Genomic DNA, 24,909 nt, shown 5'->3' with positions numbered 1-24,909 from the left:
TTCCCATAAATATCATCAGTATCTGCTTAATCTTTAATAAAATTCATCGAATGGATGAGGTATTTGCCACCTGCTGCCTTCATCCGGATAAGTACCGTGTACGATCCGCCTTTGGAAGCATACGTGCCAATGGCATATATCTGGCCTTTTTCAGAGGTACCATCGTGGTTTACAGAGAAATCAACCGGGGCATTCTTACTGAAAAAATTTTTCATCACAAACTCAGCCTGCGTGTTGCTGTAGCTGGTCGGGTCGCCGCCGGCAAGGGTAATTTCTACCATGCTGCTGAAGTTACGGGAGAGGTCTTTAGCCGATCCGCTTTTCATCGCAGACTTCACGCTGCCCATTACATCGCCCTGCGCTACGGCGTTTTCGGTTGTAAAAAACGCTGCAACCAATAACAACGAAAGTGTAACTACAATGTGTTTAAAGTTTTTCATAAAAGTATTTGTAATCATGCCTGACCGTTAGCTAAAACTATGCCAGCCACAGGCAACAGCGTTCATACTTTAAAATTAATATCTTTCCGGTTAATAACGTATAGCTGGCCGTTATACTTCGTTACTTTATACCTGGTTTTTTTTCCCTGAAATTTACTTTACCCGGAAAGAAACAATTTAAGATGGGTAGGCTGCAAAACTATACTTTCGGGCGACCTGCGCAACCCCTGCTTTGAAAGATAATACTTATATTTGTGCTATGGATAAAAAGGTACTCTTAATGATTTTAGATGGTTGGGGCATTGCTACCAACCCCGACGTATCAGCGATAGATAAAGCCAATACCCCTTTTATAGATGCGATACTTCAGAACTATCCAACAACAACACTGGAAGCATCCGGGGTAGCCGTTGGCTTGCCTGAAGGCCAGATGGGCAATTCCGAAGTAGGGCACATGAACATTGGCGCCGGCCGTGTCGTGTATCAGGACCTGGTGCTCATCAACAAAACTATTGCCGAGCACAGATTAGCTTCTATGCCTGCGCTTGCCAATGCGTTTGCGTACGCGAAAGTCAATAACAGGCCAGTGCATTTTATCGGGCTGCTATCTGATGGCGGCGTGCATGCGCATATTAATCATTTAAAGGCACTTTGTACGGCAGCATCCGAGCAGGGCGTGCAAAACCTGTTTATGCATGCTTTTACCGATGGCCGCGACACCGACCCGAAAGGCGGCGCCATGTACCTGAATGAGCTGCAAAGCCACCTGGCGCAAACCGGCGGAACGGTAGCTTCTATTGTTGGCCGCTATTATGCCATGGACCGCGATAACCGCTGGGAACGCATACGGTTGGCTTACGACCTCTTAGTAAAAGGAGTGGGCACGCCATCCCAAAACCTGATAGACTCAGTGTTGGCTTCTTACGAGGCTGGCGTTACCGACGAGTTTATACTTCCGATCATCAACGTAGACCAAAACGGTTTTCCGGTGGCTACCATACAGGAAGGCGATGTGGTGATCTGCTTTAACTACCGCACCGACCGTGGACGCGAAATAACCCAGGCCCTGACGCAGCGCGATTTCCCGGAGCAGGACATGCACAAACTCAACCTGCATTACATTACACTCACCAATTACGACGATACATTTGAAGGTGTAACCGCTGTTTTTGATAAAGATAACCTGAATAATACCTTGGGCGAAGTGCTGGCGAAAGCTGGCAGAACGCAGATCCGGATTGCTGAAACCGAGAAATACCCGCACGTAACGTTTTTTTTCTCGGGAGGCCGTGAAACGGTTTTTGATGGCGAGCGCCGTTTATTATGCCCCTCACCAAAAGTAGCAACCTACGATATGAAGCCGGAAATGAGTGCGTTTGAGATTCGGGATGCGATTATACCGGAACTGGAGCAGCGCTCTGCTGATTTTATCTGCCTTAACTTTGCTAACCCGGACATGGTAGGCCACACCGGGGTATTCGAAGCGGCCGTTAAAGCCTGCGAAACCGTGGATATGTGCGCTGAAAAAGTAATTACAACTGCCCTCCAGCATAACTACGATGTGATTGTGATTGCAGACCACGGCAACGCTGATTGCATGATCAACCCGGATGGAACACCAAACACCGCCCACACCACCAGTTTAGTGCCTTGCGCTTTGGTAAGCACTGATTTTACAGGAAGTCTGCACCCGGGCAAATTAGGCGATCTGGCTCCGACTATACTTGAACTATTAGGTGTGCCGCAGCCTGAAGACATGACCGGAATTTCTTTGATAAACCACTAAGTATGAAGCCAGCCAGCTATTTGTTATCTGTTTTGAGTGTGTTGCTGCTAACCTTAACGGGCTGTGAGCGGCCCGCAACGCCTGTAGCTACAAATGGCGAGGCTGCTTATAACCTGACGGCCTATCTGCAAGAGCAGCAACAAATGCTGCAAGCGCAGAAGCCAACAGTGCTTAAATCTGTTCAGACAGAAGATAAACCCGTAGAAACCATCGAAACGGATAGTCTGGATTGGGTAGACGAACTGGCTATTTTTGAAGAATTGGACCTGAACCGCCCTACTTTACTGGAGTATTATACTTTAAAAGAAACCGCGCTGGACGATGGCGGCACTTTGTTGACGTACACGCGCCTGCCGGATGCAGCTGCGCTGGTACATTACATGCAACTGCACTTATCTGAAGACCGAAAACTACGGAAACTGGAAGGCGTTATTCAGGATAAGAACATACTTTTTTATACTAGCCGCAACCTCAAACTGGAAGCAAACCCAACTACCGGCAACGTGGAAAGCTACGAAGTTGATGGCGTACAAAAGCTATTTTTCGGGGACTCGCTGCACTACCGGATAGTTGCCCACTTATAAACAGTTTAGTTGCCTTGTAAGGTTACCACCACAGTGCGCTTGCCTGCCTGGTTGCGATGCTCGCACAGGTAAATACCCTGCCAGGTTCCTAAATTAAACCGGCCTTTCGTGATGGGTATACTTATAGAGCTGCCCAGCATAGCCGCTTTTAAATGAGCAGGCATATCATCGGGCCCTTCGGAAGTATGGCGGTAATACGGTTGTTTTTCGGGCACCATGTGGTTAAAATGGCTCTCGAAATCCTGACGTACGGAGGGGTCCGCATCTTCATTAATGGTGAGGCTGGCAGAAGTATGCTTGATGAAAATATGCGCCAGCCCAACTTCAATCTCTTCCAGTTCAGGCAGCTGCGCCGTCAGCAGGTCGGTAATTAAATGGAAACCCCGCGTAACAGCCGGTAATCTTACTTCTTTCTGGAACCACATCATCGTTTATACTTGCTTTAGCAACCTAATCTATACTTCGCTCATATGCGCCGAGGTCCGGTTTGGTGCTGCCCCGGGTCTTGCCTTTCATATCTGTTAAAGTTTCAGGGAGAAAAATAGCGGCACCGCTAGCCGGCGACAGCGTATCCAACTCAAAAATGGCTTTGGCTATACTTTTAAACTTCGGGTTTTCGTTCAGCTTGTTGCCGTTGCCTGCCAGTTCGGTTTTATACTTTTCAGTGAGTAGTAGGTTATACTTTATTTCCTGGTTGGTGATGCCTTCCAGTTGCAGCTCGTCGCGGCCCGTGCCTCTGTCCGAATAAATAATCGAGTTAACTAACCGCAACGAAACCGGTTGGGGCTTGCTTGCTGCACCCGGGACATTGTCTTGTACGGCAAACAGCGGCGTATCTCTGAACGATCGGTTACCATAGCTTACAATAGTAGAATAAAGCACCTGATAGGTACCGCCTCCAAAACAACCGAAACTATACTGTCCGCAATTATAGAGCAGGGAATTGACCACTTTCACCTCAGCATTATAAGCCGCAATGCCATCTTGTAGCGCATACTGTACGGTGCAGCCATCAACCAGCGTTTCGCCCATACCGGGGTTGGCAATGTATAAACCGGTGGTCGCGTTTTTAAGGTCGGTGTACTTTAAGGTGTTGCCGCTGCTTTTAGCCAAAATCCGGATTCCTGCCCATTGACCTGCCGCTATCACATACTCGGGCTCGCGGCGATAACCACTGAAAACAATCCGCTCGGTTGGCGTGCCTTCTGTTACTAACTTGCCATTGATAAGTAAAGCTGCTTTGTTGCGGGCGTAGATGCGGGTTCCTTTCTCGATGGTAAGTGTTGCGCCTTCCTGCACCTGAATGGTATCGAGCAGCACGTGCGGTTTGCTGTTATCCCAAACAGTGTTGCCTATACTTGCCTTTTGATAAAAATACGCATCTTGCCCGTAAGCTACCAACTTTACATTCTGCCTATTGCCGTTCACCCTGAAAAGTATGGAGTCTGCTACCAGGAAAGGAAGTGCAGTTGCTTTTGGGTTGATGTTGACCTTTACCAGAATCAATAAACTGTCTTTACCACGCAGCTCCAGCTTACGCACAAACAGGCTTTGCACACCATTTATGATCAACTCATATGCCGATGTTTCGGCACCTGCCAATCCTATTTCCTCAATCTCAACTGCTTTTGCGTTGGGGTTATATACTTTCAGGCGCTTGGTTATACTTCCTTGGGTTACAAAGACGGTATCAAACAGAATCGTATCTCCTGAAAAAGTAAGCCTGGCATTTCCGTCCGAAGTAATGTGCTCATCCTTCGGTTCGCATGAGAAAACCGACAGCAACAAGAGCAGGGGAATTATGGCAAGCAGGTATTTCAAGATTCTGATTGTTGTGTTGTGGGTTATTAAATTAAAAGTAACCTGCCATAACTTATACTTTGATAATGACTTATAAAGTATAAGGACTGCCTTTCACGCTCTGTCATCCTGAAAGGATCCTGTGTGTTACCTGCAACTCATTACTAAGATCCTTAACAGGATGACAAATAGGATAAACATTTCTGAAAGTATACTTTTCTGCTCTCTCAGAAATGATGCAGATCTCAAAGGCTCTCGGCAAAGTTGAAAACTTGCACCATATTTAACTGCAAGTTACGCTGTCACTCAAACTTGCGGCATGTATACGCTATCAGACAATAGAGCAATTTAGCAATTAAAACAGAAAAGGATGCCGGCAGCTATACTTGCTTCATGGCATCCTTTTCTGTTTTATACTTTTGCGTGCTTAAGCAGTGGCGCCTTCTTTCAGGCGTTCCGCGTTTTCAGCGATGCGCAGCTCTTCTACGAAGTCATCAATGCCGCCATCCATTACGTTAGGCAGGTTATAAACGGTGTAACCAATGCGGTGATCGGTTACGCGGCCCTGCGGGTAATTATAGGTACGGATCTTATCAGAACGGTCGCCGCCGCCTACCATCGATTTACGCTGTGCACCTTCGGCTTCCAGCTTTTTAGCCAGTTCCTGCTCATAAATACGCGAGCGTAGTACAGCTAAGGCTTTATCAAAGTTCTTCAGCTGCGATTTCTGATCCTGGCACTGGGCAACCAAACCAGTTGGTAAGTGGGTTAAACGAACAGCAGAATAGGTCGTGTTTACGGACTGACCACCCGGACCAGACGAACAGAACAAGTCTTTGCGGATATCATTCATATCCAGGTCAATGTCAAATTCCTCCACCTCCGGAAGTACCACCACAGAGGCTACCGAAGTATGGATACGGCCCTGCGTTTCGGTGGCTGGTACGCGCTGTACGCGGTGCACACCCGATTCGAATTTAAGCTTACCGTACACGTCTTCGCCCTGCATGCCCACAATAATCTCTTTGTAGCCGCCCGATGTACCTTCTGTCGCATCGATCAGTTCAGTGCGCCAGCCCATTTTCTCGGCAAAACGCGTGTACATACGGTACAGGTCGCCGGCAAAAATAGAAGCCTCATCGCCACCAGCACCAGCACGGATCTCCATGATGATGTCTTTGCTATCGTTCGGATCTTTCGGGATTAGCAACTCTTTCAGCGCATCTTCCATTTCGTCGCGCTGTGGCAGAAGCATATCAAGTTCTTCTTTAGCCATCTGGCGGAAGTCCTCGTCTTTTTCGGTAGAGATAACCTGCTTGGCGCTATCAATGTTGCTGAGCAGGTTCAGGTACTTTTTATATTCAACTACAATCTTATCAAGGTCTTTGTATTCTTTGTTCAGCGCTTTATACTTCTTCATGTCGCTGGCCACATCAGGCTGAATCAGCAACTGACCTACTTCCTCAAAACGGTCGCTTATGGCTTTTAATTTATCTAACATTGTTGTTTTCTGATTTTACGCTACAAAGATACAAAATTGCCTTGTAGTTTTATTTATACAATTTTGGGTAAAAACTTGTTCAAACCGGAAGTATAACTGATCATACTTTTTGATAACTTATGCATTAGCTTTATACTGATGAAAGTATAAAGCTACATTATAGAATTAATTTATCAGTTTATAAATTAAATCCATATACGTTATAATGTTATTCCGCTTTGAAACTTTTACCTTTGTACCAAGTATGATGGTAACATACTTATCTTACTGAACTCAAATTAAAAAACGATATGGCTGTTATAGTAGCAACTGATAGTGATTTTACGAATGTGTTAAACGCCAACCAGAAAGTAGTTGTAAAGTATTATGCTGACTGGTGTGGCAGCTGCCGCTTATTTTCACCTAAGTTTAAGCGTATGTCTGATGATGCCCAGTTCGATGGTATCACGTTTGTGGACGTAAACGCAGAGCAAAGCCCGGAAGCACGTAAACTGGCAAGCGTAACTAACCTGCCTTTCTTCGCTATTTTTAATGGCGGACAGTTGGTAGACACCATTGCTGCGAGCAAAGAAGACGCAGTTGTAAACCTGATCCAGAAACTAAACGCATAGCCCGATGAAGATACCTGCCATAAAAAAGTTAGTAGAAAGCAATAGTATGGATGAGCTGATGGCCGCAGAAGCAGCTATCGTAGACGAACAGGCATTGCCAATTGAAGTAGAAGGCGACGACGAAGGCGAACAATTAACGCACGTTTTAGCTGCTATCTGGATCCTGAACCACATGCAGGACAACAGCGCTGATTTTAAAACCTCGTTGCGCGAATACACTAAAAAAGTACGTGTATCCATCAACTAGAAAATATTTTTAAACAGGAACGGCTCCGAAGTATAATGCTTTGGAGCCGTTCCTGTTTTATACCCTGCTTACAGGTTGTTTTTACTAAAATATTCTTCTGCCAGTTTGCCACCCGTTTCAGTGCAGATACCGCGCACATAGTATAAATAAACGCTCCTGAACACCTCTGCCAGGTTATAACGCTCCGGCGGAAAGACTGCAGGATTTATCAGCATATGAAACTGTTCCAGCAGAATCTTGGTAACCAGCTGTATATTAATATCTTTTCTGAAATAGCCACTTAAGATGCCCCGGTTCAGTACTTCAGCATTCAGGTGCTGTGAGTGGTTGCTCAGGTAGTCCATGCTTATTGCCCATGCTTGAGGATAAGATTGGTTCATCTCCTGAATCATGACCGGGTTTATTTCGTGCATTCTTTTAATGCCATTGGTCAGCAGCAGCATCATTTCTTCTACCGGGTTGGCAGCTTTTTCGTGTATATCGGCCTGTTCTTTTTTCTGCTGCTCAATATCAAACTCCACTACCTGTTTCACCATATCGGCTTTGTTGGCAAACAACTCCCGAAACGTAGACTGCCGGATATCAAGCATCCGTGCAATTTCATCTTCTGAATTTGCCTCAATGCCGTATTGCTTGAATATGCGTAAAATCTCGCCAAGTATAGTTTCCAGAAATGTCATTTATTAGAATCCTCCCCTTATATGATAACCATATAATGTATACTGATTTGTGACAGAAATAAGAGAGGCAATTTAAAATAATTTAACCGATACTGAAGCAAATCCGGGTTTTGATAGCTAGATATTTAGGTATAAGGTCAGGAAAAACAGAAGTTGAATAACATAAACGGCCGGCGCCAGCACGTTCTTCTTAAAAATAGCAGTTGTCTGAAAGTATATATGCAACAGAAATGCCAACACCAGCCAGCCAGCGAAATTAGACGCCGGAATCACCGCATCTTTCCAGTCCCAGAAATCATACTTCATGGCAACGGGCTCAATCAAAAAGTCAAGCAGTACCATCAAGGCCGCGCCAATCAACGCTTTTATCAGTTTTGGCACCTTCAGCTGGTTGGCAATGTGGCCGGTCGTGTACACCAGCATCAGCCAGTTTAATCCGATCAAAAGCGGCACTTCCCATACTTTTGTCCCAAGCGAGGCGCCATAGGCATAATTACCAAACAGCAGCCCCGTGTGCACGCCCACCACTTCAGCCATAAAACCGACAACAGCCACCACTACCGCAAAAAGTATAAAAGTAAAATTCCAGTTACGGTGGAAAGCGAAAAGCAGCACATTGGTAAGAATAAGGTTTAGCGGCGTCAGTTTCTGAAACGAAGCCACATCGCTGCTAAACAACATACCCCACAAACCTACACAATGGAAAATAACCAGCACTGCCAGCGCAGCCGGTAATTTATACTTACTATACTTGTGGTTAGCTGTTAATATGTTCTGGGCTGTTTCGGGCATGTTTATTTTTATCTTTGATGTTGATGCGCAGCGGGTACCAGGTCTCCCACAATTCTAGCTGATAACAAACACAACGGAATGCCGCCACCCGGATGCACGCTGCCGCCACAAAAGTATAAACCAGCTGCTTTGGATGTAAAATTGGGATGACGCAGAAAAGCTGCCATGCGGTTATTGGAACTGCTGCCATACAAAGCACCCGCAAACGACGAGGTCTGGCTCTCGATCAGGAGTGGGTCCAATACCTGTTCCTCTTCTATCAGCGGCTCTATAGCAACGCCCAGCATGTTACTTATTTTCTGAAGTACAGCCTGGCGGGTAGTTGTGGTTAAGGCTTCCCAATCCTGGCCCTGGTTGTGCGGCACGTTTACCATTACAAACCAGTTCTCACCGCCTTCAGGTGCATCGGTAGCATCTGCTTTAGACGTAATATTAATGTATACGGTCGGGTCTGCGGCTACTGTTTTGTACTTAAAAATATGCTCAAATTCAGTTTTATAGTCTTCGCTGAACAAGATATTATGCACATGCAGCTCCGGAAACTGCCGCTTGATGCCCCAGTAAAAAATAAGTGCTGAACTGGAACGCGGCTGCTTTAATGTTGCTTCAGGGGCAGGCAACTGTGGTAGTAATCTGCGGTAGGTGGGCACCACATCCATGTTGCTCACCACCACATCTGCTTTATACTTGCCTTTTGCTGTTTGCAGGCCGGTTACGTTGTTTCCTGTTGTTAAAATCTGATTTACCGCTTCGTTATACCGGAACGTTACGCCCAGTTCTTCGGCTAGCTTAACCAGACTTGCTGCAATGGCATAAATACCGCCTTCCGGGTAAAAAGCGCCAATGCTATGCTCTAAGTGCGGAATTATGTTAAGTGTGCCGGGTGCCTGGTAGGGGTCGGAGCCGTTGTAAGTCGCGAAGCGATCCAGTAGCTGCACAAAACGCGGATCTTTAAACTGGCCGGCATTTGCCTCGTGCATGGTTGTGGTCAGGCCCAGATCAGAGAGACAACCCAGCGATTTCAGTACATCAGTGCTGAAGTATGTTTGCGCTTTGTGCAACGATTTATGCAGGAAAGTAGGAGCTGTGCCATTGTACAGTCGCTCGCTTTTAGCCAATGCTTTTTGTACGTCCTGTGCAGGTATGCCCAGTTGCATTTCTACTTCGTGGGCAAATTTTGCGGGTTCGGCGTATGCTTTCAGCTGGCTGCCATCCGGCCAGAAATAGTGCGTGATCGGGTTGAGGCGGGTATAGATAAAATAATCTGAAGGAGTGCGGCCTGCCAGTGTAAAAAGCTCATCTACCAGGTGCGGCAGCGTAAACAACGACGGGCCTGCATCAAACCTATACTTGCCGAGCCAGAATTGCTTCATCTTGCCACCAAATGTAGCGCTCGCTTCAAAAACGGTTACATCATAGCCTTTCACGGCCAGCCGTATACTTGCTGCAATGCCCCCAATTCCTGCGCCTACAATGGCTGCTTTTTTCATAGGTCTACTATAAGCCGTTCCGGTTTCTTTCGCTCTAAACTGATAAGCGCTGGTAAAAGTTTTGAGCTGTTTTATACTTTCCCGAACACTTTCCGGTAAATCGGTTTCCGCAAACTGAATTGCGCCAGCAGTAACGGGTATAGTACGATATCCAGCATCTTAATACCTGTACTAAACTCAATCAGGTCATGTATGATAGCGCCGCTGCCTTCTTTGGTAACTAAATGTTTGTGCCGCCAGCGCCGCAACGGGAAAGGTAGCTCCTGGCCTTCGTCTATAAAATAAGCTTCGGTGGCAGTTATACTTTCTTCGGTTATTAAACTGGTCCAGCGGTGGCGGCTCAGGCCTGTCAGCATCTCAATGGCTACTACATCGCCGGGCTTGCTGCCATCAAACCGAAGCAAATTTAAGCGCGGGTAAGGCGGCGCCAGCTTCCGGAACAACACTTCATCGAAAGCCTCAAAAACAGTTACGTAATTTTGCCTGACGTGTGTTTTAAGATGAAGCTGCATGTTGGTTTCTTATTGTTAGGTTGTTGAACTGTGGTTCTAGCAATGGCTTATACTTTGGTAATGACCTGTAAAGTATAAGAACTGCCTTTCCCATTCTGTATCATGAAAGGATCTTGTGCGTTACCTGCAACTCATTACCAAGATCCTTTCAGGATGACAAAACTCAATAACCGTTTCTGCACGAGTACTTTTTCTGCTGTCGCAGAAAGCAAGTAGAATACTTGCGTCATGCACCACCACAAGTTACCGCTGCGCTTAAACTTGCGGTAGACATTAGTTTTTATACTTCAACAATCCACAATTCAACTATCAAACCCTAACTCAGCAGATTATCGATATCTTCTTTTGATAAGCTCTTGATGATTGTTTCGTCGGTGCTGATGAGGTCGGTTACCAGCTTTATTTTGCGGTTCTGCAGGGCCAGTATCTTTTCTTCTACGGAGTCTTTAGTGATAAACTTGTAAGTAAACACTTTGTTCTGCTGCCCGATGCGGTGCGCTCTGTCTACGGCCTGGGCTTCTACGGCCGGGTTCCACCACGGGTCCAGTATAAATACATAATCGGCCGCTGTCAGGTTAAGGCCCACGCCACCTGCTTTCAGCGAGATCAGGAACACCTGTATACTTTTATCTGTCTGGAACAACTCTACCTGCTCCTGCCTGTTTTTGGTGTTGCCATCCAGGTAAGCGTAGGTAATGCCGCGCTCATCCAGTTCTTGCCTGATAATACTCAGGTGCTTCACAAACTGGCTGAATATAAGCAATTTGTGCCCTTTGCCTACCACATTTTTGGTCATGCGCAACACCTCTTTCAGCTTACCCGATTCGCCTTCGTAGCCGGGATCGGTCATGAGCGGGTGGTTAGCTATCTGGCGCAGTTTGGTTAAGCCCTGCAATAACATAAACTGTGTATTACCCGGCCCGTTTTCCTCCAGGTTCGTCAGAATCTTGTTACGGTAAAACGATTTCGTTTCTTCGTAGGCATGTTCCTGCTCTTCGGTCATGCGGCAGTAGGAGGTATGCTCTATTTTTTCGGGCAGCTCGGTGGCCACCTGCGATTTGTGCCTTCTAAGTATAAATGGTTTGATAAGTGCGTGCAAACGGCGTGTTTTCTGTTCGTCTTTTTCGCGTTCGATCGGCTTCAGAAACTCGTTCCGGAAAAAGTGCTGGTTGCCCAGCAAACCCGGGTTAATAAACGACATCTGCGCCCATAAATCCATGGTGCTGTTCTCTACGGGCGTACCCGTCAGTATAAGCCGGTGCTTCGATTTCAGTTCGCGTACCGCTTTGGAAGTGTTCGAATCGGGGTTCTTAATGGCCTGCGACTCATCCAGTATAATGTAATCGAAATAATAGGTCTTGAACAGCTCCACATCCAAACGGGCAATGCCATACGAGGTCAGGATCACATCATAGTGTTCGAACTGGGCAACAGATTTGTCGCGGTACGTGCCGGTATAGTTGAGTACACGCAGTTGCGGCGTAAACTTCTGCGCTTCGTTCATCCAGTTATACACCAGCGAGGTTGGCATTACCAGCAACGAGGCTGCGCCTGCGCCGTTCTCTTTGCGGTGCTGCAGCATGGCCAGCGTTTGCACGGTTTTACCAAGGCCCATGTCATCGGCCAGGCAACCGCCAAACTTGTAGTTCTGTACAAACTGCAGCCAGTTATAGCCGGCTTTCTGGTACGGCCGGAGCTCGCCTATAAAGCCGGCCGGCATCGGGTAATCTTCTATGGTCTCAAACTCGCGCAGTTTTTCCAGTTTCCGGCTCATGGTTATGGTAGCCAGGTTGCCATTCTGCAAATCGTTTACGAGGGCCATATGGTGCTTGCGCAAGGTCAGGGTTTCGTTGCCTTCCGCAAACGCGAAAAGCTCGATGTATTGCGCAAACCACTCTTCAGGTATAATAGCTATCTGTCCGTTCGGGAGTTTAAATTCGTTGTTCTTGGTAAGGATGTGGTTCTTTAGCTTGATGAACGGAATCTCGAATTCTCCGAAATGCACGATGCCGTACACATCAAACCAATCGTTATTTTCGGTGATGCCGATGTTAAGCGATACTTCGCCGATAAAGTAGTTTTTAGCGCTGTGTTCTGATTGCCGAACCGTAAAGCCAAGTTCTTCCAGGTCTTTTAAGTTGCTGCTGAGCCAGGCAAACGCATCGCCCCGGTCAAGTATGGCTTTGCCGTCTTTTACTTCCAGCTCGCGTTTCTGCAGCTCTCCGGCAAAGTTTTTCTCATGGTGTACGTTTCGTATCAGCCTATGGAAAACGTAGGAATCGTCTTTCATTTCCATGTTCACGCTAACACGTTTGGTTTCCTGGGTTTCTACCTCGTAATCGCCATACTTAAACGAGAGGTTAAAAAGTATACGGCTGTTGTCTCCTTTTTCGGGTTTGTTTTCTGAAGTTCCGTTGGACAGGATGGCAGGCAGCGAGGTTGCTTTGATCTCAGAAAAAGTAAGAAACGGGCTGGGCTCATACCTTTCGGAGCGTATGGTAAAGCCCTTGGCATCCACATCAAACGACTCTACAAGCGGCGCTACAAACTTGCGGTAGTAATTTTCTTCTACTGAACGCGGAATAACAATAAACTTCTTGTTCAGGAAGGGCTGCAGTTTTTTGCCATCCACCGCTTTCTCGAAACTATAGATCACATCATCCAGCATTAGCCAGGCAGGCTCATAGCAAATAAGCGAAGCATTCCGGTATTGGAAGTGCAGCTTTTCGCCGGCATAACGTATGCTAGGGAAGTAGTGTGTATTATCGGAATTGCGCCGGAAATTGAAAAGTACAGTTGCCCGCTCCGGTGCGATGTTTACCTGTTTCCAGGTAGGTTCGCCGTCTTTGCCCATGATAAAGGTTTTCTTATCGCGGAGCAGCTCCAGTATCTTGCCCATGCGTACCTGTATATGCTGGGTTATTTTCTCCTGAAGCAGTTTATCGCCCTTTTCGGGGTCGTATACTTTCAGAAAAAAATCTACGGCCGACATTTTCTTGACAGAGAATTTTTTCACCACTGCTTCCTGCTGAATCTGGTCTACCAGGGCAATTAACTTAAAGTCATTGGCATCAAGCCGGGAAGAGAACTCGTCAGCGTTTTTAGCCGATATATTCTGGTGCTGCAACGTGAGCTGGCCCTTCGAATTTACCTGCACTACAAAAGACTCAAACAAGTAGCCCAGGTATTCGTGTTCAAACAACGAATAAATCGCCTGAAAAGGCTGCGTGGTGTATACTTTCATGCCAAAGACAAATAGTAGGACTCCAAATGTAGTCCTAAACTGGCGGATTTCCTATGAATTATGATATTATTGAGTCCCGAAAAAAGCGATACTTCCGGCTCGCGTATTCAACACCAAACAGTGCCTTTTGTTTTGAAGGAAGGTGGAAAATACGTAGCTTATTCAGCTTCAGAATATACCGGAAGTATAGCTTACTACAGCAACGTATAAAACAGGAAATTTATACTTTGATTTTTTATAACTGATCCGTTACAGACATGGACGCAGCTTTCAGGGCTGGCCTGATAGAAACCAGCAGTGTTACCACAATAATGGCCACGCCGGTCAGCACAAAATCATCTACTTCCATTTTAACCGGATACGGGTCTACCACAGAGCTGGCAATGCCCATACTTACCAGGCCAAGCGATTGCTGCAGGTTGCACAGCAGCATCCCAAACGACAGCCCGTAAGCCGCCCCGATAAAAGCAACCAGCGCACCTTCCAGCAAAAAAATATTACGGATCGTAGTGGCTGTGGCGCCCATAGAGGCAAGTATGGCAATGTCCTTTTTCTTATCAATAACGAGCATCGACAGGGAGAAAAAGATATTTAAAGACGCGATGAAAAGGATAAAAGCGAACGTAATGAAAACAAACAGCTTCTCTACTTTAACAGCCCGCAGTAAACTGGTGTGTTGCTCGTCGCTATTCTGTACTTTAAAGCCGGCGCCAAGCAGCTTTTTCAGGTCTTTCTGTACCTGTGCAATCTCGTAATTTGGTTCTACTTTTACTTCGAGGGAGGTGCGGCGGCGGCCATACTCCAGCAGTTCTTCGGCAAAGTTAAGGGGTACAAAAACGTAGGCATCGTCGTACTGCCGCTCGATGGCAAAAATACCGCCGGGGGCTATGCTCAGGTTGTTAAAAGCACCTTCGGGGTTTAGCGGGTTATACTTTACGTTGCGCGGATACAGGAATTGCATCGGCACAAACTGGTTGCCCGGCCGGATGGATAACTGGTATTGCACGCCACGGCCCACCAGCGCATAATATTTATCATTCAGGATGAGCTGGCTGTGGCCTTCCACTACAGAAGAATCAATATCGTTCTGGCGGAAGAAGTTCTCGCTTACGCCTTTCATTTTTACCACCATCTGGCGGTCGTTGTAGCGCAGCAGGGCGTTATCTTCAATTACCTCGGATACCACAGCTACGCCCGGCATTTTGCGGATGCGGTTCATAAACTCGGTGTCCGTTTCGAAAGATTTGCCTTCCATGGCCGTGATCTTCAGGTTCGGATCAAAGCTGGAATAAATCTCCCGGATCAGGTCTTCTAACCCGTTAAAAACCGATAATACCACGATCAGCGCCATAGAGCCAACGGCCACCCCGATCATGGCAATATTGGAAATAATGCTGATGATGTTCCTCTTCTTTCTGGAGAAAAAATATCGCTTCGCTATCAGAAAAGGTACATTCATCTTAGATTGCTAATTGTTTATCTTTAAATCATTTTGGAATCTACAACTCGTAATTCTTAACTCGTCATTCGTAATTAAAAAACTACTTCCAGGCTTTCACGATCAGGCCGGTGCCGGATGGATGCTTTCCGTTTACATCGCGCCAGTTTAAAACCAGGCTGATCGGGAAGGTTAGCAGGTAATAGAACGGAAGCAGGATAAAGAAAATTTTAGACACGTTCAGCATCAGCATCGGGTACTTCATAGATAGTCTCCACGAAACTTGCCCCGGTTTGCCATACGAGTAGCGTGCTTCCACTTTACTAAAACCTGCCAGTTTCAGTTTATCTTCAATCTCCCGGATATTGTAGCCATCGCGTACGTGCTCTTCTATAAAAGAGGTTTCACTGTCTTCGTGCACATCGGAGCCGCCCTGGTCTGATGGGGTAGAGATGAGCAGCATACCGCCCGGCCGCAACGAAGCCTGAAAATTACGGAACACGTCCACATCTTCCAGAATGTGCTCCATCACATCCACCGAAAGTATAAGATCATAACTTTCGGGCTGGCGGAACTGCACCAGGTCTGCAATTTTGAAAAGTACGTTGTTACGGCCTATTGCTCTGAAAAACTGGTTGCAATCCGATACCTGTTCTTCTTTTACATCTACTGCCAGCACATTCCATTTGCGGCTCATGCCGGTCATAAAATAGGTATACTGCCCAAACCCGGAACCGGCATCTAATATGCGCTGCTCTTTGTCGCGGCGGCCTGTTGCCCATGTGCGCAGCTCTTTGTGCACATGCCAGGTGCGGAGCAAAAGCAGATCGAGCAGGTTATAAAATACACGGCGAAGGAATGGGGTTTTGTTAAAAACATCGCCCAAAACCCGCTTTATCGGATCGTATTGCATAAAAGGGTGAAGTGCAGTAGCTTATTTGTTAGGGTAGATCTCGTCGAATTCGTCATCGTTTTCGGGAGCAGGAGGAATCTCCAGTCCGGAAAACAGTTTGTCCATTGAAGCAGCGTACTCGGCGCCATCATCCAGGAAAAACACCAACTCCGGCACAATACGTACCTGGCTCTTAATGCGCTGGGCCAGCAAATGGCGAATCGTTTTTGTATTTTCCCGTACTTCGCCCAATAAGGCTTTGCTGTCCGGGGCCATCATCACACTTACGTATACTCTGGCAAGCCCCAGATCCGGGGATACGCGTACCATACTTACCGAAATAAAGGCGCTGCCAAAAAGGTGTGGCACTTCGCGCTGAAAGATATCGGCTAATTCTTTCTGTATAAGTCTCGAAAACTTCTGTTGTCTTTTACTTTCCATATCAAGATGCAAATATCATATTAATTTCGCATTTTTACCCCAGAACCGTCCATTCATTTCTGATAACGGCCGTATATAGTCTCTTCTAACTCTTTCTGTCGTTGATAAGTTACTTCCGAAGCATACTGCCCTCCCGACTGTTTTTACTTGTTATCCTTTTCCTGGGCATACAGTTACCACTCATCTTATTTAGCGATACCGGTACCGTACCCGAACTGCTGCAAATGCTGGTAGGCGAGCGGATGGCGGATGGCTTTGTGATGTACCGTGAAATCTATGACAACACTGCACCGCTTTCGGCCTTGCTTTACTGGTGCCTTGATCTGCTGGCCGGCCGCTCGTACCTTACTTACCGGCTTACTGCCATGGTGTTGTTGTTGCTTCAGGCCTTACTGTTTAACCATATTTTAAACCGGCACCAGGTTTACAATTCAAAAAATTACCTGCCAGCGCTGACTTACCTGATTCTGGGAAGCATAACGTTTCACTTTAATCTGCTTTCGCCGCTCCTGATCGGGAATACGTTTATCATTTTTTCGCTGCCTTATATCATCACGGTTTCCAGGGAGGGGTTTGATAACAGCCGGCTTTTTGTGGGTGGTTTCATGATCGGGCTGGCTGCACTTTGTTATTTGCCGCTGGCGCTGTTTCTGTTGCTCAGTATTTTTGCAGTGATCTTTTTTGCGTCCAGCACCGTCCGGAGCGCGCTGCTGATGTTATGCGGGTTTGCGTTTCCGTACGCTGTGCTGCTTACCTATTATTTGTATACCGGCACTCTATCCGATTTTTTTGCGCTGCATCTTTTCCAGCCCTGGAAGTTCAGACTGGTTTTTATAGTTGCGCCTGTAGATATGATAAAGCTTTTAGCTTGGCCTGCCTTCATTCTGGTGCTTTCTGTTATCAGCCTGCTTTCGTTGCCGCAGCGTTTGGTTTTTCAGGTTAAGTTTGAGCAGGTGATGTGGGTTTGGCTGCTAACCGCCGTGGTTATCATTTTTACGCGCGGCGAAATTTCCGGGCAAAGCTTTGTACTGCTGTTACCACCTATTGCGTACTTCAGCGAATATTTTTTTACAGCTCCCCGCAAAGTATGGCTGCTTAACCTGTTCTTTTTCCTGCTATTGGCCAGTGTCATACTTTCGCGCTACCGCCAATGGTTTGGCATCAACCGCCTGCTCCAGATCAAGGATACAGCTTTATACCTGCCCGTTAACCCCGGTACCTCTATAAAAGATAAAACCATATTGGTGCTGGGCGATGATTTCAGTTATTATATGCAGAACAAGCCCGTTACGCCATATCTGAACTGGCGCTTTGCACAGCTGCATTTTGGCAAGCTGCACCAATACCAGCCGGTTTTTGAAATAGAGGAGAACTTCAGAAAAGAGAAACCCGCCTATATCATTGATAAGGCGGGTTTGATGCCAGCGTTAAAGTATAAACTGCCAGCTATTTTTAACCTTTACGAGCTTACCCAGACACCATCGGTGTACAGGCTCAGGTAGCGTTTATACTTTTTAGCAGTTTGTAATTTTATCTACCCTGTTCTGGTGGCGGCCGCCTTCAAATGCGGTACTCAGAAACAGCTTTACCATTTCGGCAGCGGCTTCTTCAGTTACAAAACGAGCAGGTATGCACAGCACATTTGCGTTGTTATGCTCGCGGGCAAGTTTGGCAAGCTCCGGTAGCCAGCAAAGTGCAGCTCTTATTTCCGGGTATTTGTTTGCTGTCATGGCTACGCCGTTTCCGCTTCCGCAGATCAGAATACCAAAATCAGCTTCTTTTTTTACGACAGCTTTTGCCAGCGGATGTACGTGGTCCGGGTAATCCACAGACGCTTCCGAATCCGGACCGAAATCCTGTACCTGTTGCCCCAGTTCCTGCAGTAAAGTTACCAGTAAGCTTTTGTAAGTATAACCGGCGTGGTCGCCTCCGATTGCAATTTTATAAGCCATTATTCGTGTGTGTGATTTTCGTTTAATTTCTTTAAATCCCTTTTACGGATAGATTTTGAAACACTTATACTTGCTTCATAAAGTAAAAGCAATGGCAGGCCAATCAGCATCTGGCTTACGACATCCGGTGGTGTAATAATAGCTGCAACAACCAGTATAACAACAATGGCATGCCTGCGGTATAGCTTCATAATTTCCGGCGTCATTAAACCTGCTTTGGTTAAGAAGTATACGATAACCGGCATCTCAAACATAAAAGCGCATGAAAGGCTCATGGTTGCCAGCGTAGAAATGTAAGAGGATAAGTCGAACTCATTGGCAATAGACGGATCGACCTGGTAGCCTGCCAGAAAGTTGATCGAGATCGGGGAGGCCACATAATATCCAAACATTAAACCCATCAGAAACAGGATCGAAACCCAGAACACAGCACCCTGCGAATTCTTTTGCTCGTTCGGATATAAACCTGGTTTTACGAAGCGCCAGATCTCCCAGAAAGCATACGGAAACGCACAGGCCAAACCAAGTATAGCCGATACCATTAAGTGCATGGTAAACTGTCCGCTCATCTGCCTGCTCTGTATCGTGAATCCCAAACTATCGATACATAAAGCCGATGAGCCTATTTTCGCCCCAAGGTCGCACATAACCCTGTAGCTGAAAAAATCCGTACGCGACGGGGCAAGTATGATATCATGAAAGACGAACTCTTTCGATACAAAGGCCACTATTGCAAAAACTAAAATAGAACCCAGAGCCCGGATGATATGCCATCGTAGCTCCTCCAGATGGTCTACGAAGCTCATTTCATGCTTCGGCTCTTGCTCTAAAAATTGTTGGTCCATCACAGGGCTCAGGGTCTAATAGGGTGTTATGCTTGTTTCATTTTATACTTATGCTCAACTAAATTTCTTACTCCTCGAAGTATAAAACTTAAGTTAAGCTTAGTAGGCAAACAATGGATACGCCTGCATCCAGGTATTGATATCTTTTCGGGCTGCCGCTATGCTGCTCTCGTTGTCGTGGTTAGTAAGTACGTTGTCAATCAGCTCTACAATGCGCTGCATGTCGTTTTCTTTCAGGCCGCGTGTTGTTAAAGCTGCCGTACCTATGCGCATACCAGACGTTACAAACGGCGATTTATCATCGAAAGGCACCATGTTTTTATTAATGGTGATATCGGCTTTTACCAGTGTGTTTTCGGCCAGTTTGCCAGTTATCCCTTTCGAGCGAAGGTCGATCAGCATCATGTGGTTATCAGTGCCACCAGAGATGATGTTATAGTTAAGCGCAACAAACGCTTTGGCCATAGCCTGTGCATTTTGCTGTACTTGCTTTACATAGGCCAGGTAATCATCCGAAAGTGCTTCGAAGTAGGCAACCGCTTTTGCCGCGATCACATGCTCTAAAGGCCCGCCCTGTGTACCCGGAAATACGCCGCTATCCAGCAACGAGGACATCATGCGCGATTCGCCTTTAGGCGTTTTCAGGCCAAACGGGTTCTCAAAATCTTTGCCCATCATAATCATACCGCCACGTGGGCCACGCAATGTTTTGTGGGTTGTGGTAGTTACAATATGGCAGTGCTCAAACGGGTTGTTCAGTAAACCGCGTGCTATCAGGCCGGATGGGTGTGAAATATCGGCTAGCAACAAAGCTCCTACTTCATCCGCTGCTGCGCGCATTTTTTTATAATCCCAGTCGCGGCTATAAGCCGAAGCACCACAAATGATTAGTTTCGGGCGCTCTTGGCGGGCTGTTTCTATTACTTTATCAAAATCGATGAGGCCGGTTTCCTGCTCTACACCATAAAAAGACGGTTGGTATAGTTTACCTGAGAAGTTTACAGGAGAACCATGTGTTAAATGCCCGCCATGCGACAGATCGAAACCTAAAATTTTATCGCCTGGCTGTAATACAGCCAGCATAACGGCTGCGTTGGCCTGCGCACCAGAATGCGGTTGCACGTTAACCCACTCCACACCAAAAAGCTCTTTTGCACGGTCGATAGCCAGTTGCTCTGACAGATCCACGATTTCGCAGCCACCATAATAACGTTTACCAGGCAGGCCTTCGGCATACTTGTTTGTCATTACGCTGCCCATGGCCTCCATTACCTGTTCCGAAACAAAGTTTTCAGAAGCGATCAGTTCGAGGCCGTGTAACTGGCGGTGCTTTTCTTGTGCTATTAGGTCAAATATGGCTGTATCTTTCTGCATGGCTGATTTTAGTTTATTTAAGCAATCAAAATTAAGGCATGTGTGCCAATAAACCAATGCTTTGGGGGTTAATCTACGGAAGCAGGGGTTGGTATAGATTTAGGTGAAGTATAAAATTTAACTCCGGTAAAAAACAAAAGCCCGGTACAGGAATTGTACCGGGCTTTTGTAAGAGTATTTATACTTATTGTTTTACCACCTTTACCTGCTGGCGCTTGCCCTCTACTTCGATGGTTAGTACATAGATACCGTTTTTCAGTGTATCATATACCGGCAATTGTATTCCGTTTTCCCCGGCCTGTACGTCAACTTCTTTCTGGTATACCTGCTTGCCTGCAATAGCCGTTAAGCGCAGCGTTGCCTTACCTGAAGCCGCCGCTGTAAAGTATACTTTAGAGCTATAGTTAAGCGGGTTAGGTGCTACTCTTACCGAGTTTCCCGATACTTCGTTCTGAGTTTCTACAGATACTACATTGCTGTACTTGAACATGCCATTCAGGTCGTTTTGCTTTAAGCGGTAATACCTGGTGCCACCTTTGCCTGCATACAGGTGCTTGTAAGTATACTTTGTAAGCGTGTTGCTGTTTACTACTTTACTTTCTACTTTATCAATTTTCGTAAAGCCTTCCGCCGCGTTGTCAGACATTTCTACATCAAAGTAAGCATTGTCTTTTTCTGATGCAGTCGCCCATTTCAGTAAGGTGCTGTTACGCTGCTGCTCTGCTGTGAAAGAGATCAGTTCTACTGGGAGTTTAGCTATTGTTACTCCTTGTACAATTACATTGCTTGTTACTAAACCTGAGGATATATGCGAAATATTTCCAGTATGTGTATCAGTAATTGTTGGCTTATATCTTACAAAAATAGTTGTAAGTGCAATTGTATTGTCAGCCTGCATTGGGATAAAAGCAGTACCAGCAAATGAGACCTCTGAATTAGTTGTAGCTATTTCAAAATGCTGAGGCGCAGTTATAGACAAACCACTATTCATATTAGAACCTGTGACTTGATATTGCTGTACTGCTGAAGAATTATTTAAAAATGCTTCAAACTTTGCTAAAGGCGTTCCTGTGAATGTTAGTGCAGGTCGGATAACTGTAAAATTTCCTGACTGAACGCTTCCTTCAGTTGTTGTTAGCGTGATAGCTCCTGTCTGGGCTCCAACCGGTACTGTAACTGTAATTTGGTCAATACCATCAGTTGAAGAAGGTGTTCCTACTATTGTAGCCGAAGTGTTTCCACCAAATCTGATGGTTGGCGTTCCTCCTATGAGCAAACGTGTACCTCTAATTATGACAGTCTCGCCTTCTCTGCCACTTGTAGAAGAGATAGAATTAATGATAGGCCGGTATACTGTAAAGTTTTGAGGACTGCCTGCCGTACCAATAGCAGTAATAATCTGCACCTGACCACTTATAGCATTTGCTGGAACTTTAGCTCTAATTTCCGTAGGGCTTGTGAAAGTTATTTCCGCATCTGCCCCTGCTGCAAAATGAACTGCTGACGTGGTGCCTAATTCTGTTCCTATAAAAACAATTTCAGTTCCTACCAATGCTCCCATAGGAGACATAGATGTTATAGTCGGTCTAATAAAATTAAAATTAGCTGATGATGTTACAAGCAGAGTACTCCCGTTTAATAATCGAATTGGTTGAGAAGCCCGCGAAGGTGCTGCGGTAACTTGAACCTTTACTTCTGTAGCACTACTTGAGATAACTGTTAGTTGAGTAGTTCCTAAACTTGCTCTGTTAACATTTTGCAGATTCGATCCAAGAATAGTAATTATTGTATTGATTGGCCCGGAAATGGGAGAAAAACTTGTTATTGTTGGTTCATTAGAAACATTCACTAATCTAATGTCATCAATTTCATAAGCTACAAAATCGTTACTATTGTTGCTAAAGCGAAGTCTTAGATTAGCAACTGCCGGGATCGATCCGCCAGAGCCAGGAGTTAATACCCGTTCCTCCCAAGGTGTTGAACCTGTGGTTAAGTTAGCAAATGAAAAGTTTTGCCAATTGCTTCCATCTGTACTAAATTGTATACTTAATCCTGAGCCAGTTTCAACATTTGAATCTCTCCACATAGCTACAGAGAGGCTTAGCCCCGTTAGATTCGTTGTATTTATTCCATCAATCTGAAAGAACTCTTCCGGATATAAACTAATAATATTACCCTTCGAAGCATTAGGGTAAGAAGCATTATCTTGAGAAGCAAATCCAACAATAGCATTCCCTGACATTGTAAAGTTATCATTATCAAAACGATTTTGATTTTCGTGTATTGTAATGTCATCTGAGACCTCTGTTCCCATCGTCTCTCTGAAAATCTGAGTCTGTCCAAAGCTCTGGCCAGCAAAGCCTAACAGGAAAATAAACTGCAGAAGCAGAGTAGATAATAACCGCTTACGGTTAAAAGTGTAGAGTTGCATCATGGCTTTCGGTTGAACGTAATAGATATGCGTTGAATAACTTTGTTGTTGTGTTAATTATAACCACAAAATAAGTCAATATTCTTCAGAGTGTGATAACTTTCTAAACTTATTTTCGTAGGGGCATGAGTTTATTTAACCTACTAAATAATTCTGAAAATTTATAGGATAATTAACATATGATGCACATGCTATACTTTATATATCAGTTATTTAGCAAAACCAGTGTTAAATGCCATTTTTAGCATTCAGAAAGGATAAAAATAAAATAATTTTAGAATAAAACTACGCTGAATCTGTGCAAAAATTTCTGCTACCCTATCAACCTATAAGGGCAAGCTTTAATATGAAACTTAACCCTCTTCTTGTTTTAACAAACAATATTTTATAAGAATTATTACATTTTAACAAAATATTTATTTCTTAACTCCCACTTTATAAGGCTTATCGAGGTTGGGTTGCACGTAAATCTGGTAGCTGTCCAGGTCAAGCGCGACGAGGTTGCCGTAAGAAGCATTGCGGTAATAAACGCAGCCAGCATCCAGGTTAACTTGCTTTACTTTTGTGGTTGCTGCCAGTTTTATACTATGTAAAGCAACAGGTGTGTGTCCATGGATAAGGCGCTTGTTATTTAATCTAGCCCAATCTGTTTTGTACTGGCGTATGTTCAGCATGGCATCTTTATCCTTAAAAATATCAGATTGGTTAAAATCGAAGCCGGCGTGCACCAGAAAGCAATCTGGCAACTCCAGGTAATAAAGCAAACCATCTAAAAAGGAAGTATACTTATCGGATAAGTGCGAAAACGTATTGATTCCAAAACTGGCCAGTGTCATTTTTTTTTCTGCAGGCGTTAGTTTAAGTACTTTATCTCCTTTTTCGACAGCACTTAATAACATCTGGTCGTGGTTGCCGCGCAGGCAGATAACCTGGTAGCCTTGCTTCTGTAAATGAAGTATAAAATCTATTACCCCTTTGCTATCCGGGCCTTTGTTTACATAATCGCCCAGCAAGTATAATTCATCGCTTTTCTTTAACTGCAGCTGCGCTGTAACCAATGCTTTAAATGTCCGGAGACAGCCGTGTATGTCTGTAATTGCGTAGCGGGCCATATGTATACTTTGTGTTCTGCCTGATGGAGTAAGTATATAAAAAAAGCACCTGTACAGTGCAGGTGCTTTTTTTGTTTCAGTATATCAGGTTTAATTATACTTGTTATTATCTAAGTCTGGTTTATCGAGGTTGCGGTTCGGGTTGTTTGTCTGCACATTTTGTGCTGCCTCGTCGGCTCCTTCGGTATACTTGTTTTTAAGCTCTTCGTGTTCGGCATCGCTCTGGCCCGGGTTTACCGGCTTGCCGCCAGCAGCTTTGTCCTGACCTTGCCCAGATGGATTTCCTTTGTTTTCGCCGCCGTTTTGTTGTGTGTGCTTATAAGGCATGATTTCCTCCTTTTTTTTAAATTAAAACTATAGGCGATGCGCTTGTATTACGCTACATCAGCCCGAATTTATACTTTATACTTTATCAACTTCCGCGACCTTCGTCTTCGGTGCGCATGTTATCTGGTGGGGGAGTTCCGTCATCAGAATAATCATTTACACCAATAGCAGATGGTCCGTTTCCAGCTGTGTCGCTGCCATAGCCTTCTTTGCCATCGCGGTTCCCGAAACCGCCACGCTGGTGCTCATTTTTCGGGGGGTCGGCATCTGGTATAATATGGCCGGCGCGCATCTCCTGCTCGTCTGTATTATTAGGCTCGATGCGGATGGGCCGCTCCGAACCGGGTACGCCTTTTAAAGAGGCTTTTGGTTTATCGTTTGTATCTTCAGTCATAGTTTAGATGTTTAGG

General features: G+C 45.5%; 24 protein-coding genes. 5 read left to right on the top strand and 19 right to left on the bottom strand.

Annotated features, from left to right (window positions below; all coding sequences use genetic code 11):
• Positions 1-26: 26 nt before the first annotated feature.
• The gene (locus DP923_RS04530; protein WP_112304817.1) at positions 27-440 is read right to left on the bottom strand and encodes a DUF4783 domain-containing protein; all 414 of its coding nucleotides are present in this window, start codon (positions 438-440) and stop codon (positions 27-29) included.
• 259 nt (positions 441-699) lie between these two features.
• On the opposite strand from DP923_RS04530, the gene gpmI reads away from it, so the two are divergent.
• Positions 700-2,226 carry a 2,3-bisphosphoglycerate-independent phosphoglycerate mutase gene (gene gpmI, locus DP923_RS04525; protein ID WP_112304816.1) on the top strand — a complete coding sequence of 509 codons (1,527 nt, stop codon included), beginning with the start codon at positions 700-702 and terminating at the stop codon, positions 2,224-2,226.
• Between the two features lie 2 nt (positions 2,227-2,228).
• Positions 2,229-2,810, top strand: coding sequence for a hypothetical protein (locus DP923_RS04520; protein WP_112304590.1), 582 nt, complete (start codon positions 2,229-2,231; stop codon positions 2,808-2,810).
• Positions 2,811-2,815: 5 nt separating this feature from the next.
• On the opposite strand, the gene DP923_RS04515 is transcribed toward DP923_RS04520, so the two are convergent.
• The 3 genes from DP923_RS04515 to prfA all read right to left on the bottom strand — a co-directional run bounded on the left by DP923_RS04515 (position 2,816) and on the right by prfA (position 6,111).
• Entirely contained in the window at positions 2,816-3,238 is a 423-nt protein-coding gene (locus tag DP923_RS04515) for a secondary thiamine-phosphate synthase enzyme YjbQ (protein WP_394341169.1), read from the bottom strand.
• A gap of 22 nt (positions 3,239-3,260) precedes the next feature.
• Positions 3,261-4,631, bottom strand: coding sequence for a right-handed parallel beta-helix repeat-containing protein (locus DP923_RS04510; RefSeq protein ID WP_112304589.1), 1,371 nt, complete (start codon positions 4,629-4,631; stop codon positions 3,261-3,263).
• 406 nt (positions 4,632-5,037) lie between these two features.
• Positions 5,038-6,111 (bottom strand): peptide chain release factor 1, encoded by a 1,074-nt coding sequence (gene prfA, locus DP923_RS04505; RefSeq protein ID WP_112304588.1) that lies wholly within the window; start codon positions 6,109-6,111, stop codon positions 5,038-5,040.
• 290 nt (positions 6,112-6,401) lie between these two features.
• On the opposite strand from prfA, the gene DP923_RS04500 reads away from it, so the two are divergent.
• Positions 6,402-6,722, top strand: coding sequence for a thioredoxin family protein (locus tag DP923_RS04500; RefSeq protein ID WP_112304587.1), 321 nt, complete (start codon positions 6,402-6,404; stop codon positions 6,720-6,722).
• Positions 6,723-6,726: 4 nt separating this feature from the next.
• The gene (locus DP923_RS04495) at positions 6,727-6,969 is read left to right on the top strand and encodes a DUF6952 family protein (RefSeq protein ID WP_112304586.1); all 243 of its coding nucleotides are present in this window, start codon (positions 6,727-6,729) and stop codon (positions 6,967-6,969) included.
• A 68-nt stretch (positions 6,970-7,037) separates the two neighbouring features.
• On the opposite strand, the gene DP923_RS04490 is transcribed toward DP923_RS04495, so the two are convergent.
• From DP923_RS04490 to rbfA, 8 genes are all read right to left on the bottom strand, one after another.
• Positions 7,038-7,649, bottom strand: a complete 612-nt coding sequence (locus tag DP923_RS04490; protein ID WP_112304585.1) for a TetR/AcrR family transcriptional regulator — start codon at positions 7,647-7,649, stop codon at positions 7,038-7,040.
• Between the two features lie 117 nt (positions 7,650-7,766).
• Positions 7,767-8,441 carry a carotenoid biosynthesis protein gene (locus DP923_RS04485; RefSeq protein ID WP_112304584.1) on the bottom strand — a complete coding sequence of 225 codons (675 nt, stop codon included), beginning with the start codon at positions 8,439-8,441 and terminating at the stop codon, positions 7,767-7,769.
• An 8-nt stretch (positions 8,442-8,449) separates the two neighbouring features.
• On the bottom strand, positions 8,450-9,931 hold the full coding sequence (crtD, locus tag DP923_RS04480) for a 1-hydroxycarotenoid 3,4-desaturase CrtD (protein ID WP_112304583.1): 1,482 nt from the start codon (positions 9,929-9,931) through the stop codon (positions 8,450-8,452).
• 71 nt (positions 9,932-10,002) lie between these two features.
• Positions 10,003-10,443 carry an SRPBCC family protein gene (locus DP923_RS04475; RefSeq protein ID WP_112304582.1) on the bottom strand — a complete coding sequence of 147 codons (441 nt, stop codon included), beginning with the start codon at positions 10,441-10,443 and terminating at the stop codon, positions 10,003-10,005.
• 316 nt (positions 10,444-10,759) lie between these two features.
• Complete coding sequence (locus DP923_RS04470; RefSeq protein ID WP_112304581.1) at positions 10,760-13,687, bottom strand: DEAD/DEAH box helicase; 2,928 nt, start codon at positions 13,685-13,687, stop codon at positions 10,760-10,762.
• Between the two features lie 235 nt (positions 13,688-13,922).
• Entirely contained in the window at positions 13,923-15,146 is a 1,224-nt protein-coding gene (locus tag DP923_RS04465) for an ABC transporter permease (RefSeq protein WP_112304580.1), read from the bottom strand.
• Between the two features lie 82 nt (positions 15,147-15,228).
• The gene (locus DP923_RS04460) at positions 15,229-16,038 is read right to left on the bottom strand and encodes a class I SAM-dependent methyltransferase (protein WP_112304579.1); all 810 of its coding nucleotides are present in this window, start codon (positions 16,036-16,038) and stop codon (positions 15,229-15,231) included.
• A 21-nt stretch (positions 16,039-16,059) separates the two neighbouring features.
• Positions 16,060-16,458, bottom strand: coding sequence for a 30S ribosome-binding factor RbfA (gene rbfA / locus DP923_RS04455; protein ID WP_112304578.1), 399 nt, complete (start codon positions 16,456-16,458; stop codon positions 16,060-16,062).
• A 101-nt stretch (positions 16,459-16,559) separates the two neighbouring features.
• On the opposite strand from rbfA, the gene DP923_RS04450 reads away from it, so the two are divergent.
• Positions 16,560-17,960 carry a hypothetical protein gene (locus DP923_RS04450; protein ID WP_112304577.1) on the top strand — a complete coding sequence of 467 codons (1,401 nt, stop codon included), beginning with the start codon at positions 16,560-16,562 and terminating at the stop codon, positions 17,958-17,960.
• Between the two features lie 12 nt (positions 17,961-17,972).
• Here DP923_RS04450 and rpiB read toward each other — a convergent pair whose 3' ends face one another.
• The 7 genes from rpiB to DP923_RS04415 form a co-directional block, all read right to left on the bottom strand.
• Positions 17,973-18,410 (bottom strand): ribose 5-phosphate isomerase B, encoded by a 438-nt coding sequence (rpiB, locus tag DP923_RS04445; protein WP_112304576.1) that lies wholly within the window; start codon positions 18,408-18,410, stop codon positions 17,973-17,975.
• The gene (gene tatC, locus DP923_RS04440; RefSeq protein WP_112304575.1) at positions 18,410-19,255 is read right to left on the bottom strand and encodes a twin-arginine translocase subunit TatC; all 846 of its coding nucleotides are present in this window, start codon (positions 19,253-19,255) and stop codon (positions 18,410-18,412) included. The genes rpiB and tatC overlap by 1 nt, the downstream gene beginning before the upstream one ends.
• A 99-nt stretch (positions 19,256-19,354) precedes the next feature.
• A complete protein-coding gene (gene glyA / locus DP923_RS04435) occupies positions 19,355-20,629 on the bottom strand; it encodes a serine hydroxymethyltransferase (protein WP_112304574.1) in 1,275 nt (424 codons plus the stop codon).
• Between the two features lie 184 nt (positions 20,630-20,813).
• Complete coding sequence (locus tag DP923_RS04430; RefSeq protein WP_112304573.1) at positions 20,814-23,063, bottom strand: IPT/TIG domain-containing protein; 2,250 nt, start codon at positions 23,061-23,063, stop codon at positions 20,814-20,816.
• A gap of 413 nt (positions 23,064-23,476) precedes the next feature.
• Complete coding sequence (locus tag DP923_RS04425; RefSeq protein WP_112304572.1) at positions 23,477-24,172, bottom strand: metallophosphoesterase family protein; 696 nt, start codon at positions 24,170-24,172, stop codon at positions 23,477-23,479.
• Between the two features lie 90 nt (positions 24,173-24,262).
• Positions 24,263-24,499 carry a hypothetical protein gene (locus DP923_RS04420; protein ID WP_112304571.1) on the bottom strand — a complete coding sequence of 79 codons (237 nt, stop codon included), beginning with the start codon at positions 24,497-24,499 and terminating at the stop codon, positions 24,263-24,265.
• Between the two features lie 85 nt (positions 24,500-24,584).
• A complete protein-coding gene (locus DP923_RS04415; protein WP_112304570.1) occupies positions 24,585-24,893 on the bottom strand; it encodes a hypothetical protein in 309 nt (102 codons plus the stop codon).
• Positions 24,894-24,909: the final 16 nt, after the last annotated feature.

It is taken from the genome of Pontibacter arcticus (genome assembly GCF_003284895.1).
Lineage (GTDB): Bacteria > Bacteroidota > Bacteroidia > Cytophagales > Hymenobacteraceae > Pontibacter > Pontibacter arcticus.
This window is presented reverse-complemented; position numbering and strand designations above follow the sequence as displayed.